Raw genomic sequence first — 12,405 nt, forward strand, 5'->3', positions numbered from 1 at the left:
TTCACGCCACGTGCCCGAGCTGCCCGGTCAGCTCATTCGCGGCCGCCGCCGAATCGGCCGCGGTGGCACCGGGACAGCGGGGCTGGGACACCAGCGCGATGCGCCCGCCGGGCCGCAACAGCCCGGCGAGTTCGCGTAGCCGGGCGGTCGGCTCGGGCCACATGCCGACTGTGTTGACGGCAAGCTCGGCGTCGAACGGCCCGTCGCCGACCGGCAGGCTCTCGACCGGCGCGTGCACCAGGCGTACTCGCCCGGCCCTCATGGCAAGCCTGTTGCGGCGGCGGGCCTGGCGGATCATCACCTGCGAATGGTCGACGCCGACGACCGATCCGCGGGACGCCCGGCTGGCGAGGGCGGCGACGGCCACACCCGGACCACAGCCGAGTTCGAGGACGCGGTCGGCCGGTGGAACTGCGCCAGCCCTCCGCGAGGACCCCACCATCGCAGGACGCGCCCCAGCACCCTCTCCTTGGTTTTCATGAGGTCAGCCAAGCAGTTCAAGTACATTTGAAGTCAATGTCCGCCACCCAGCGCACCCCGGCTCCGACGTCGCTGTCCATCGGTGAGCTGTCCGAACGGACCGGCGTGCCGACGAGCGCGCTGCGCTACTACGACGAGCTCGGTTTGGTGCGGCCGATGACGCGGGAGGCGGGACGACGGCGTTATGCCGCGTCGGCGGTCAGGGAAGTCAGCGCGGTCCTCTTCTTTCGCGACATCGGCTTCTCGCTGGCGGAGATCGGGCACTTCCTCGCGGGCGAGCGACAGGGCCCGACAGGAACTGGTCGAGCACAAGCTGGCCGAACTGGCCGAGTGTCAACGCCGTATCGAAGTGGCCCGCACCGCACTCGAACACGGCCGGCGATGCCCAGCCGACGATCCCCTGAAATGCTCCCCATTCTGGTCGATCATCGACGGGCGACAGCGCGGCCTCTCACGGGAAGAAAGTCACGCACGAGCGACAAGGTGAACATGGGATATTGCCTGCAGGCCGTCATCGCCAGCGAACCCGTGCTTCGCGACTTGGCCGGCGACATCGAGGAGGCGTGCATCGTGCCCCTCTGCCAGCACCTGTGGCTGTTGCCCATGACCGACGCGTTCTTCGACGCGGTCACCGTCCTCGATGCTCCGGAAATCGACGGATTCCGGGAAACTCCGGCCGGCTTCGGCAGCGCGCTGGCAGCGTGTTCGGCGAAGGGCCCCGTGGCCTATGTCGAGGCCGAGTTCTTCGGCGGAGACGGCACGCAGGTCGCACAGGTGTGGAACGACGGGGAGGTGGTCCTCGGACCTCTGCATCTGGCAGAGGACGAACCTTTCCCGTCCATCGGCAGCCCGATCTCCCGAGCGCTTCGGCAACTCGAAGTCGCCAAGGGCGAGCACTTGGACGAGTTCGACGCGGTCGGGCTCGGCCGTCACCGCGACACCGAGGACTGGCTGCCCGCCACGGACTGATCGAAATACGACCCGTTTGCGTCGTCGAACGCGAATGTCATGCGGGGCTGGAATGGCACAAGTCCAGGTCTGGCGATGAGACCCAGATCGCAACCCGGGAGTGGAACACCGGGCTCGCCGGGGCGTTGTACCTGGTGACGGCCACTCGCCGAGAGGCGACTCCCGGGCCGGTCTTCGACTCCCGCTCTGCCTCGGATTTTTCCCCCGCCATCCTTGAGGCGGAGCGGGTCCTCGTTTGCCACCGCAAGGGGAATTCGGGAACGACACGGATAAGGGCGACCGATGGACGGCCAAGTCCCGATCGGCGTCAGAATCGGGGGAAACACGGTTGACCGAGCAGGCGATGGGTAGCCGCCGTCCATGACCGACTCAATTCCCGATTTCGACCAGTTGCCACTCGGGGCGGTGAAGGATCGGGTCCGCAGCCTGACCGCACCGGCCCTGCGCGAACTCATCGAGCACGAAGAGCGGCACGGCAATCGGCTTCCCGTGCTGGAGATCCTGCGTTCCCGGCTGGAGCAGCTGGACGCGGGCGCGCAGCCGACAGGCGGTGACCCCACGCGGGCTCCCGGAGCCGCCAAGCACGCCCACGGATCCCCCGTTCAGGAAGCCACCGCGGCCGAATCCACCACGCCGCTGCGGCACGGCATGGCCGAACAGACCCCGCAGCGCGGCCGTCAGTGAACCACCCGGGTTCGGCGGATCCACCCACCGGCCCCGGCCACGCCCGGGCGACCGAGTACCAGGTTCTCTCGTACTGGTCGCGCCGGGACAAGTGGGGTCAGTGCGGGTGGAACACCGCCCGCAGGCAACCGTCCTTCTTGTGCTTGAACAGGTCGTAGCCCCGCGGTCCTTCGCTCAGCGGCAGGGTGTGGGTGGCCAGGTGCGCGGTGGGCAGTTCACCCTGGGCGATCCGGTCGAGCAGCATGGGGATGTAGCGCTGCCCGTGCTGCTGCGCGCCGCGGATGGTGAGGCCCTTGTTGAGGATCGCACCGAGCGGGAACTTGTCCACCACGCCGCCGAACACGCCGAGCACGAACACCGAACCGCCCTTGCGGCAGGCGTGGATGGCTTCACGCACGGCCGTCGGCCGGTCGGTCTGCAGTCGCAACTGGTGCTTGACCTGGTCGTAGACGTGGCCGGGACCGTCGCTGTGCGCCTCCATGCCGACCGCTTCGATGCACACGTCCGGCCCGCGCCCGCCGGTGCGTTCCCGGAGTTCGGCGCCCACGTCGGTGGCGGTGTAGTCGATGGTCTCCGCACCGATGTGCCGTTCGGCCGATTCGAGCCGGTAGGCGTACCGGTCGATCGAGATGACCCGTTCGGCGCCGAGCAGCATCGCCGCCCGCGCGGCCATCTGCCCGACCGCGCCGCACCCCCACACCGCGACCACGTCACCCTCGCGCACGCCACCGAGATCGGCGCCCATCCAGCCGGTGGGCACCGCGTCCGAGGCGAACAGCGCGCTGTGGTCGTCCACCCCTTCCGGCACGGTGAACGCACCGTGGTCGGCGAAGGGCACCCGCACGTATTCGGCGTGGCTGCCGCGGAAGCCGCCCATCGCGTGGGAGTAGCCGAAGATGCCGCCCGGCTCGTAGCCGTACAACGCCGCCGCGATACCCGAATTGGTGTTGGTGTTGTCGCACAACGACCACAGGTCGTTCGCGCAGTACCAGCACCGGCCGCAGCCGATGAACGAGGCGACCACCACCCGGTCACCCACCCGGTGCCGCCGCACCCCGGGGCCGACCTCGACCACCTCGCCGAGGAACTCGTGCCCGAGCACGTCGCCGGCCTCCATCGCGGGGATGTAGCCCCCGATCAGGTGCAGGTCCGAACCACAGGTGGTGGTGGCCGTGACCTTGACGATGATGTCCTGGTCGTTGTGCAGCCGCGGGTCGGGGACCGTCTCCACCGACAACTTGTTCACGCCCTGCCAGCACAGTGCCTTCACAGCCGCCCCTCCCCCTGCGCCCGGCGGGTGGCGAACCGGACCAGCCTGCCGCCCGGTGTCGGCTTCCCGGTGGTCGGCTCGTCCGGCTGGACCACTTCCCCGGTCTCCAGCAGCGACTTCACTTCACGCAGCACCGTGCGCACCTCCTGCCGTGGATCGGCACCGGCCACCCTGGCGACCGCGGACGGCGGTTCTTCACGCAACCGCGCGGCCAGTTCGGTGCCCTTGCCGCCGGGCGCCTGCCGGACCCGGGTTTCGGCCCGATCGGCCAGTTCGGTGAACGCACGCAGGTGCTCGTGGCGCTCGACGGTGTCCTGCGGCAGGTTCACCGTCACCGCCAGCCACCTGTTCCGGGCAGGCGGCGGACTCAGCTTGCGGGCGAACGCGGTGCCCGCCGCGACTCCGGCGGCGGCGAGCACAGCGGCTCCGGTCGTGGACCTCATCACCACTCCCAACATCTCGCGGATCTCGGCCGGGCATACCCCGCCACGGCCACCTCACGCGGATTCACCGCCACCGCCGGGTTATTGCCTCCGTTCGGCGGCTGTCGCCCCCGGGCACGGTGTCAGCAGGCGTGGTCCAGCTGTTCGTGGCGGTCGGTGCCCGCGGCGGCCCACTGGGCGAGCCTGGGCTCCAGTTCGGTGTAGAACGCCGGGTCGAACGCCATTCCGGTGTGGGTGCTGTGCACCTCCACGCATTCCGCGTGGGGGTCCAGGCTGGACCGCCACGGGACGATGCCGTCCGAGCGTGAATAGAACGACAGCACGGGGACGTCGCCGGGCAGCGGGTCGGCGAGAGCGGTGAGGTTGTCCCGGAAGCAGTCCCCGGTGAAGCAGTCCTGATCCAGCAACCCCGGCACACCCACCGCGGACAGGCGGGCGAGGAACCGGGCGAACCGGAGGACGTCCGGTTGCGCACCCAGCGGATCCACCACGGGACTGCCCAGCATGACCACGGCACGAACCAGCTCGGGACGGCGGGCGGCGGCGAGGCGGGCCAGGGTGCCGCCCCGGCTCTGCCCGAGCAGGACCACCCGCCCGCCGGTGGCGGCCACGTGCGTTTCGAGCCGGCGTTCGATGCGCTCGACCAGTTCGGTGGTGCACCCGGCGTTGAGCCCGATCGCGGCCCCGGTGGTGCGGTAGCCGCGGGCTCGCAGCCACGCGGCGGTCAGGGCGAGGCTGTGGTCGTGCGCGGCGAAGCCCGGGACCAGCAGGACACCACGTCCCGAGCCCTGGCGCGGGTCCGCCGCCCGCCAGATGGGGTGTCGCAGCAGCCGCGGGATGCCCAGCATCGAAACGACGACATGTTCTCGCGCGGCGGTCGTCAAGGTGCGGACCGCCCGCTCGGCCAGGTGCGGCGGCCGGCCCGGTTCGTGGGGACTCATGCGGCCGGACTACCCGTGGATCCACCGGCGACACCCGGCCGCCTGCCGATGAGATCTCCGTCGCACCGCGTGCGCGGAATCGCCGCGAGCATTCGGATCCCTTGATTCGCTCCACGGTGGAATCGCCTTGCTCCACGATGGAACTGTCGCGGGATACCGGGCTTCGGCGGCGTGACCGTACTCGCGAATTTCCTTTGTTCCCAGGTGTTTGACCCGGGATGGCCAGTGGTAGCCGGTTCGGGTCGGTCGAGCCCGTGCCGAATCACGACATCCCCCTTTTCCCCACGGTGTATTCCCCTGATTGCCGAGGTATGCCATGCCGAGCATTGACGCGCCCTCGATGGGTGTGGAGGAGGAATTCCTCCTGATCGACTCCGCCGGAGACACCTTCTCGTGCGCGGACGAGGTTCTGGGCGTCGCCGGCCCCATCGGCCTGCTGGCACAGCGGGAAGTCGGGCAGGCTCAGCTGGAACTGAATTCACCGGTCTGCCACGACGCCCGTGAACTGCGCCGGCACGTGCTGAGCGCGCGGGCCACCGCCGCGGCCTCGGCCCTGTCCGCCGGTGCCCGCCTGATCGCCGCGGGCGTCCAGCCCGGCGGCACGCGCTTTCCCGAACTCACCGAGCACGAGCGATACCGCGACCTGGCCGCACACGCCGGGCCACTGCTGACCGAGCAGCTGGTCTGCGGCTGCCACGTCCACGTCGACGTCCCCGACCGCGAGACCGGCGTGCAGGTGCTCAACCACCTCCGGCCGTGGCTGCCGGTCCTGCTCGCGCTCACCGCCAACTCCGCGGTGCACCACGGCCGCGACACCGGCTACGCCAGCTGGCGCGCGGTACTGCAGTCCCGGTGGGCCTGCGCCGGGCCACCGCCCTACTTCACCTCGGCCGCGCACTACGACGAACTCGTCGCGACGATGGTCGACAGCGGCGCGGTACTGGACGAAAGCGCGCTGTACTGGGACGCTCGCCTGTCCGCGCACCTGCCCACCGTCGAGATCCGCGTCGCGGACGTCCCCGCCACCGCGGACGAGACCGTGGTGCTGGCGACACTCGTCCGGGCGCTGGTCGCGGCCGCACAACGCCTGATCGCCGAAGGACAGGCCGCGCCCCTCGTACCCGAACAACTGCTGCGCGCGGCGACCTGGCGCGCCGCCCGCGACGGGCTCACCGGCTCGGGCATCCACCTGCCCTCCGGACGACCCCAGGCCCAGGCGGACCTCCTCGCCGAACTCATCCGGCACATCCGCCCGGAACTGGAGCGGTTCGGCGACCTCCGCCTGACCACCACCCTGCTCAACCGCGTCCTCGCCCACGGCAACGGCGCCACCCAGCAACGCCACGCCTTCTCCCCCTACGGCTCGGTCACCGACGCACTGGCCCTCCTGGAACGGCTCACCATCCAGGACCTGCCTTCGCCGACCACACCGGCGCGCCCCAAGGCGATCCAGGACTGACCGGCAACCTGTTTCGAGTGGTCAGCCGAGCGGAAACCGCGCCCACACGGTCCGATGGGCACCCGAGCACCGGACACCCCAGGACGCGGCCAAGCGCTCGAGAAGACAACGCCCGACGAACACGTCCCCACCCGAACGCCCCGGCGCCAGCACCGGGTGGTCGAAGTAGTCCACCTCGATCGACAGGTAGGCCGCCCCGGGGTCTTCACGGGCCAGCCGCACGGCACGCAGGGTGGCCGGCGCGCGGACGACGTCGGTGAGCAACTCGTCCACCAGCAGCAACGCGTCGTCGACCACCGCGTCCGCGCACCCGCACAGCAACTCGCGCAGCAGGCACCGGGCGCGCGCGGGCGCGTTGCGCACGTCCACCCCGGGCGCGTCACCGGGCAAGGTGAACGAACGGGTGTGCCTGACCACCGTGCCCTCCATGGGTCGACCGGCCCGGCCGGTGGAAGAAACCGCGGCGAGATCGAATGCGATGTTCATGGCGTGATCGCCTCTCACCGGAACCGGAGAGTCGCCATCTGCTTGACGAAACGCCGGGATACCCACCCGCACGCCACGTCAACCACCTGTTCGGCCGCGGTTCCCCACCGGATTCGTGGGTAGCCGGACCGTGCCTGCGGTGGTCTTACCGGCCACCGCAGGTCCCGAACCCCGGACCGGCTACCGGCTCTGCTCGCGCGCCAAGCGAGCATCCGAATGCGCGGCGACTTCCAGGCGTCCGCCCCGATAACCCACTCCACCGCGCAGCAGTCGCAGCGCCACGGCCAGCCAACTGCACACGCCGCGCTCGGCCAGCCACAACGGGGCCCACAGCGGGCAGTCGGCCGGGAACACCGCGGCGCCACCCGCTCGCCGTCGTCCGGCCTCAGCGGCGGCGACCGCCGAAACCAGCGCCATCCCCGCGGCCCCGGCCCCGCCCCGCCGGGCCAAAGCCGCGGCCACGGGAATGATGGCGAGCTCGGCGGCCAGCCGCGCGGGCTGGGCGAAGCTGTCGTACGCCTGGCGCACCCGCTGGGACAGGAACACCCGCGCGTCGGGCGGCAGCCGCCGGACCAGCAACGCCGGGACGTGGCGGACCGTGCCACCGCGGGCCCGGATGGTCCTGATCAGTTCGAGGTTCTCGAACAGTACGTTCCCGTCGTAGCAACCCAAGCGGTGGAAGGCCTCGCGGCGCACGGCCAGCGTGCCCGGGTAGTCGTGGCCGAAAGCCCGGTTGAGCAGACTGCGCGCGGTGTCCCAACGACAGTGCCACGGCAAGGGCCGGAAGTAGTTCTGCGGCACGACGAGGTCGCTGTGCTCGAGCAGGCGGATCGCCGCGGCGAGTTCGTGCGGTTCGTAACGCACGTCGTCGTCGGCGATGACCACACCGGCGGCCCGCACCCGGCGCAGCCCGGTGCGCACCCCGGCGACTTTCCCGTTGGCACAGCGCAGATCCGGATCAGGCCGGCAGTGCTCGACGAAGTGTCCCCATGCCCGCGCGTGCCGGTCGAACCACGGCTGAGCCGACCCGTCGACGACCACCACCTCCGCGTGCCGGGACAACCGGCTGAGGTACGCGGTGAGTTCGGCCAGGTCCTCGTCGTGCTCGCACCGGAACGGAAGGACGTACCCCGGTTTGCTGTCCACCTCGATCATGGCGGGCGGATACCCGTTCAGCGGCCCTCCTCGCACCAGGGTTACGCGCCCCCGCGCGGGGTAGCCGGTACCCGTTCACGTCGCCGACGGACGACACGCGCAGGGAAAGGACACTCCGATGGCCGGCAGGAACCCGCAAGCCACCCGTACCGCCCGCAGGCCCGTCCAGCTCGCCGCACTGGCCGTCTCGGTCGTCTTCCTGCTCGTCGGGATCATGGGCTTCATCCCCGGCGTCACCCAGGACTACGACACGATGACCTTCGCCGGGCACCACTCCGAAGCGATGCTGCTCGGTATCTTCGCCGTCTCCATCCTGCACAACCTGGTGCACCTGGCTTTCGGGGCCCTCGGACTCGTACTCGCCAGGTCGGTCGAGGGCGCCCGCAACTTCCTCATCGGGGGCGGGGTCGTCTACCTGGTGCTGTGGATCTACGGCCTGGTCATCGACCACGACTCCACGGCGAACTTCGTGCCCCTCAACCACGCCGACAACTGGCTCCACCTCGGCCTGGCACTGGGCATGATCGCGATGGGCGTCCTGCTCATGGACAAGACCGCCAAACCTCGCTCCGCGGAATAGGATGAACTCGACCGCGATGACCCGGCCCGGCAGCGGCGCCGGTCCCACCGGGTCCGCTGGGACGTGGTGGCGGGCGATCGGCGGGTACGCAGCCTCGAAGCAGGTTCAGCGCACCGGGACGTAGCGCCGGTCGTGCTCGTTCCCGGGCTCGGCGCCCTCGGTTACCTGCTGGACACCGTCGACGCCTGCGGCACTCGGGCCCGCACCTTCCTCCTCGACGTCCCCGGTTTCGGGCACCGGCCGCCGCGGCCGTGCCCCCGTCATTGCGCCCTTTCCCCGCGCTGGTACGCGCCTTCGTCCGCAACTCCCGGCACGAGCCACCCGGTGAAATCCCGGTCACCTGGCCGTACCTGCGGGGCGGGCACGCGGCTGCTCGCGGCCGCGTGCCCGCACGCCCGCACGGAGACCGCGCCCGGTGCACACGCTTTCCCATTACCAGTACGGCGATCTGACCGCCGAGCTGATCGCCGGCGCGGCACGCTGAGGCCCGCACTCCTCACGTCGGCATCGAGCGACCGACCTCGCCGTCCTCGGCCTCACCCAGGAACGCGACCAACGCCGACTCGAACGACTCGCCGAACGCAGCCTCACCAGGCAAACCCTGCTCGACATCGCCCGCGCGATAACCAGCGGCTCGCTCAACGCCGAAGACCTGACCACTGCCAATAGGCGTCAGTCCCAACCGGCGTCGGGATCGTCGCGGTTCCGCGCGTCCGCGTTGACCACCGCGATCATCCGATCCGCCTCGACCTGCTGCCCCGCCACACCGTGATTGCCCCGGAGATCGTCGCGAGCTTCCTGCTGCCCGCAGTCGCGCCATGTCTGCATGATGCCGACGGCCTCGTTCAGCGCGATCCGCCGCTGCACCCGCTCGACCAAGCGCCGCGCAGCTTCCTCGCGTCCATCGGGACTGCCCATGGCTCCACGGTCCTCTCGAAGGCGGGCGTCCACCAGGGTTCAGGAAATGATCCCTGAGTCACCGCGGGAGTTCACCGCGCCGAATCGGGCTCGATCGTCACCGTCGGCGCTGTCGCCGTGTCAGGATGGCGCCTCGCGCAATGCGTCCCGCGCCGCTTCCCGGCGCAGGGGCTCCAGGATCGAGCGCTGTCCGGCAGCACGTTCGATGAGGTGATCGAAGTCCACGCCGGGGAGCCGGGACTGGAGCGCCGCACCGTCCCGCAGCGTCGACCAGAGGATCTTCTTGCCTTCGATCCCCATGGCGAGCACTTCCAGCTCCATGAACCGGCTCAGCGGCGAGTACGAAACCAGGCGCCCATTGGGCTTGAACCGCGCCAGCCGTTCGCCGAGCAGCGCGAGTCCGGCCTTCACCGGATTCGGCCGGACCCCCAACGAGCTCATGATGCCGCGGAACGCTTCCACGTCCGCCGCGATGGCCGCGGCGACTTCGGCCAGTGGAGCTTCGAACGCCGTGCCCCGGTTGTTGCGCGCCGCACGCCGGGCCAGTTCCCGCCAGGTCATACCCAGCGCGAGCTGATCATTGAGGTAAATGCCGAGCAGTTGGTCCACCCTCCCGGCTTACCCATCCACCGGCCGGGCAACCCAGAACCGGTGTAGTGCTCGGCTGCGGAAACCGCACGCGTCCGAGTTACCCGGCCCATCGGCGGGGTAACCGGGGCGGCATGAACCCGCACCAGTTGCTCGAACGCGTCGAATCGTGGCGCGCCGCCGACGGCCCCGCGGCCGGACTCGCCGACCGGGTCCGCCGGGCCCTGGACAGGACCGGAACCCGGCGGGCGCTGCGCGGCGCCTGGCTCGGTCACCCACTGCACCCCTTGCTGGTCACCGTGCCCATCGGCGCCTGGGTGTGCTCGGCGATCTTCGACTTCGGCACCGACGATCGGGAGGCCGCCCGCAGATTGATCGCCTTCGGCCTGGCCGCGACGCCGCCCACGGTGCTGCTGGGACTGGCCGACTACGCCGAACTCGGCCCGCGCCAGCGACGGGTGGGCCTGGCCCACGCCGCCTCCAACGTCACCGGCGCGGCGCTGTTCGCGGTGTCCTACCTGTGCCGCGCGCGTGGCGCGCATCGCGCGGGCGTCGCGGCCAGCCTGGTCGGGCTCGCCGCGATCAGCGCGGGCGGCGCGCTCGGCGGGCACCTGTCCTACGCCCAGGGCGCGGGGGTGCACCGCTGGCAGTCGACCTGACCGGACGGAGCCCGCTCGGGTGGTGGCGGGCCGCCGCCACCCGAGCGGTCGTGCTCAGCTCTTCTTTTTCTTGGCCGGCTTGGCTTTGGCCTTCGTCTTGGCCTTGGCCTTCGTCGCTCCCGCCTCGTTCTTCACCAGCGCATACGTGCCGTACAGCGCCGGGTCCGGTTTCGGGGCGGTGCCCGGACCACCCTGCGGCTCGGGGTCCATCAGGTACTCGATGGAGTCGTGGTCGCCGTTGCTCCAGCCACCGGACGCGCCATCCGGGCCGTCCGAGAGGTGCCAGATGGTGTTGTTGTGCACCTGGTCCTCCTCGTCGAGCAAGGCGTTCGGCGCGATCGGCGTCTCCTCGATACCGTCGGCCTTCAGTTCTTCGATGGCCGCGAGCCACTGCTTCTGGTGCACGGTGTCGCGGGCCAGGTTGAACTTCAGCATTTCCTTCACGCCGGGGTCGTCGGTCATGTTGTACAACCGGGCGGTCTGCAGTCGGCCTTGGGCTTCGGCGGCGACGTTGGCGCGGAAGTCGGCGAGCAGGTTGCCGCTGGCCACGATGTAGGAGCCGATCCAGGGCACCCCCTGGGAGTTGCCCAGCATCGCCCCGCCACCGGCCACGATCGCCTGCTGCGGGTCCATCCCGCCGATCACCGCGGCCATCACCGGATCCTTCACCGCCTCCGCGGTCACCGTCGACGGGGCACCCTCGAGGAGGCGGGCCACCATCGTGGCCAGCATCTCCACGTGCCCGATCTCCTCGGTCGCCGTGTCCATGATCAGGTCCTTGTACTTGCCCTCCATGCGGCAGTTCCACCCCTGGAACAAGTACTGCATGGTCACCGTCATCTCGCCGTACGCCCCGCCGATGAGCTCCTGCAACTTCCGGGCGTACACCGGGTCGGGCTTTTCCGGCTTGGCCTCGAACTGCAGCAATTTCGTATGCCGGAACACCGTGAACAACCTCCTGGGATCAGTGGGCAGAGCACCGGTTTCCCGAAAAAATCATGTTCATGCGCGAAAGAAGCCACGGAGTTGGCTCGATCGGGTGTTCTTCGTTCAAACGGCTGGACTGTCCGGAAGCTCATTGCTAGGCAGCAGCGTTGGATGCGCCTCGTTCAACGGCTGTGCGCGTCCTCGCGCGGGACCGGACCCACATCGGGGTGACGGCCGGGCAGGATCGCGGCGTGCCGCTGGCCCGGACCGGGACCGGAACGGCCTGCCAGAGCATCGGCGACGAACCCGGTGACGAAGGCGTAGACCGTCTTGTGCACCAGGTCCACCACCAGTTCACGCCGCGGCCAGCTGCTGGGCGGGGCACCGACGCCGGTGGCGTTCTCCAGGATCTGGTCGTTGGTCAGGCGGACCACGGCGAACTTGGCCGACGCCCACGGGCCGCGCAGTCCGGCGTGGGCCATCACCGACCGCAGACAGCCGAGCAGGATGCCCTGACCGAAGTGCATCGCCCAGTTCACCGCCACCGGCTGCCGCCCCGGACGTTCGTCCATCCCGGTCAGCCGCTGCAGCACCCGCGCCGGCACGTGCGAGTCCGGCCGGCCGGTGAAGTGCTGCTCGAGCTTCTCGCCCAGCGTCATCACCGCGACCCCGGCCGCGCCGGAGACCAGGCCCTGCCACACCGCCTGTTTCATCATGCCGGTCGGCTACCCGGCCTCTCCGCGGTTATGCGCAGGCGGACCACACCGAAGCCGGGGCAGCGGTCGCCCCCGATTCCACCCATTTGCCACGGGTGAACCGTCGAGCGGTGGGTAGCCCGCGAAGCGT

Annotated in this window: 16 protein-coding genes; 5 read left to right on the forward strand and 11 right to left on the reverse strand. The window is 70.2% G+C overall.

Annotation, left to right across the window (positions count from 1 at the left end):
* Position 1 precedes the first annotated feature (1 nt).
* Complete coding sequence (locus L3Q67_RS35605) at positions 2 to 367, reverse strand: class I SAM-dependent methyltransferase (RefSeq protein ID WP_499185801.1); 366 nt, start codon at positions 365 to 367, stop codon at positions 2 to 4.
* Positions 368 to 516: 149 nt separating this feature from the next.
* On the opposite strand from L3Q67_RS35605, the gene L3Q67_RS35610 reads away from it, so the two are divergent.
* The gene (locus L3Q67_RS35610) at positions 517 to 1,449 is read left to right on the forward strand and encodes a MerR family transcriptional regulator (RefSeq protein WP_499185802.1); all 933 of its coding nucleotides are present in this window, start codon (positions 517 to 519) and stop codon (positions 1,447 to 1,449) included.
* A 360-nt stretch (positions 1,450 to 1,809) separates the two neighbouring features.
* A complete protein-coding gene (locus tag L3Q67_RS35615) occupies positions 1,810 to 2,133 on the forward strand; it encodes a DUF8129 domain-containing protein (RefSeq protein WP_499185803.1) in 324 nt (107 codons plus the stop codon).
* A 97-nt stretch (positions 2,134 to 2,230) separates the two neighbouring features.
* On the opposite strand, the gene L3Q67_RS35620 is transcribed toward L3Q67_RS35615, so the two are convergent.
* The 3 genes from L3Q67_RS35620 to L3Q67_RS35630 form a co-directional block, all read right to left on the reverse strand.
* Entirely contained in the window at positions 2,231 to 3,403 is a 1,173-nt protein-coding gene (locus tag L3Q67_RS35620; RefSeq protein WP_499185804.1) for a zinc-dependent alcohol dehydrogenase, read from the reverse strand.
* A complete protein-coding gene (locus L3Q67_RS35625) occupies positions 3,400 to 3,846 on the reverse strand; it encodes a hypothetical protein (protein WP_499185805.1) in 447 nt (148 codons plus the stop codon). The genes L3Q67_RS35620 and L3Q67_RS35625 overlap by 4 nt, the downstream gene beginning before the upstream one ends.
* Positions 3,847 to 3,968: 122 nt before the next feature.
* A complete protein-coding gene (locus tag L3Q67_RS35630) occupies positions 3,969 to 4,787 on the reverse strand; it encodes an alpha/beta hydrolase (protein WP_499185806.1) in 819 nt (272 codons plus the stop codon).
* 316 nt (positions 4,788 to 5,103) lie between these two features.
* On the opposite strand from L3Q67_RS35630, the gene L3Q67_RS35635 reads away from it, so the two are divergent.
* The gene (locus L3Q67_RS35635; RefSeq protein ID WP_499185807.1) at positions 5,104 to 6,246 is read left to right on the forward strand and encodes a carboxylate-amine ligase; all 1,143 of its coding nucleotides are present in this window, start codon (positions 5,104 to 5,106) and stop codon (positions 6,244 to 6,246) included.
* A 21-nt stretch (positions 6,247 to 6,267) separates the two neighbouring features.
* On the opposite strand, the gene L3Q67_RS35640 is transcribed toward L3Q67_RS35635, so the two are convergent.
* Positions 6,268 to 6,663: a hypothetical protein gene (locus L3Q67_RS35640; RefSeq protein ID WP_499185808.1), complete on the reverse strand. Its 396-nt coding sequence runs from the start codon at positions 6,661 to 6,663 to the stop codon at positions 6,268 to 6,270.
* Between the two features lie 249 nt (positions 6,664 to 6,912).
* Complete coding sequence (locus L3Q67_RS35645) at positions 6,913 to 7,887, reverse strand: glycosyltransferase family 2 protein (protein ID WP_499185809.1); 975 nt, start codon at positions 7,885 to 7,887, stop codon at positions 6,913 to 6,915.
* Positions 7,888 to 8,005: 118 nt separating this feature from the next.
* On the opposite strand from L3Q67_RS35645, the gene L3Q67_RS35650 reads away from it, so the two are divergent.
* Positions 8,006 to 8,467, forward strand: coding sequence for a DUF4383 domain-containing protein (locus tag L3Q67_RS35650; RefSeq protein ID WP_499185810.1), 462 nt, complete (start codon positions 8,006 to 8,008; stop codon positions 8,465 to 8,467).
* Positions 8,468 to 8,572: 105 nt separating this feature from the next.
* Here the strand turns inward: L3Q67_RS35650 and L3Q67_RS35655 are convergent, their stop codons facing one another.
* From L3Q67_RS35655 to L3Q67_RS35665, 3 genes are all read right to left on the reverse strand, one after another.
* Positions 8,573 to 8,731, reverse strand: coding sequence for a hypothetical protein (locus L3Q67_RS35655; RefSeq protein ID WP_499185811.1), 159 nt, complete (start codon positions 8,729 to 8,731; stop codon positions 8,573 to 8,575).
* Positions 8,732 to 9,139: 408 nt separating this feature from the next.
* Positions 9,140 to 9,385: a hypothetical protein gene (locus tag L3Q67_RS35660; protein WP_499185812.1), complete on the reverse strand. Its 246-nt coding sequence runs from the start codon at positions 9,383 to 9,385 to the stop codon at positions 9,140 to 9,142.
* A 120-nt stretch (positions 9,386 to 9,505) separates the two neighbouring features.
* A complete protein-coding gene (locus L3Q67_RS35665; RefSeq protein ID WP_499185813.1) occupies positions 9,506 to 9,994 on the reverse strand; it encodes a hypothetical protein in 489 nt (162 codons plus the stop codon).
* Positions 9,995 to 10,107: 113 nt separating this feature from the next.
* On the opposite strand from L3Q67_RS35665, the gene L3Q67_RS35670 reads away from it, so the two are divergent.
* Positions 10,108 to 10,632: a DUF2231 domain-containing protein gene (locus L3Q67_RS35670; protein ID WP_499185814.1), complete on the forward strand. Its 525-nt coding sequence runs from the start codon at positions 10,108 to 10,110 to the stop codon at positions 10,630 to 10,632.
* A gap of 54 nt (positions 10,633 to 10,686) precedes the next feature.
* On the opposite strand, the gene L3Q67_RS35675 is transcribed toward L3Q67_RS35670, so the two are convergent.
* Together L3Q67_RS35675 and L3Q67_RS35680 are read right to left on the reverse strand one after the other, a co-directional pair.
* Complete coding sequence (locus L3Q67_RS35675) at positions 10,687 to 11,577, reverse strand: manganese catalase family protein (RefSeq protein ID WP_499185815.1); 891 nt, start codon at positions 11,575 to 11,577, stop codon at positions 10,687 to 10,689.
* Positions 11,578 to 11,741: 164 nt separating this feature from the next.
* Positions 11,742 to 12,275 (reverse strand): hypothetical protein, encoded by a 534-nt coding sequence (locus L3Q67_RS35680; RefSeq protein ID WP_499185816.1) that lies wholly within the window; start codon positions 12,273 to 12,275, stop codon positions 11,742 to 11,744.
* Between the last annotated feature and the right edge of the window lie 130 nt (positions 12,276 to 12,405).

The organism is Saccharothrix sp. AJ9571 (assembly GCF_021725495.1).
In the GTDB taxonomy this organism is placed as follows: domain Bacteria; phylum Actinomycetota; class Actinomycetes; order Mycobacteriales; family Pseudonocardiaceae; genus Amycolatopsis; species Amycolatopsis magusensis.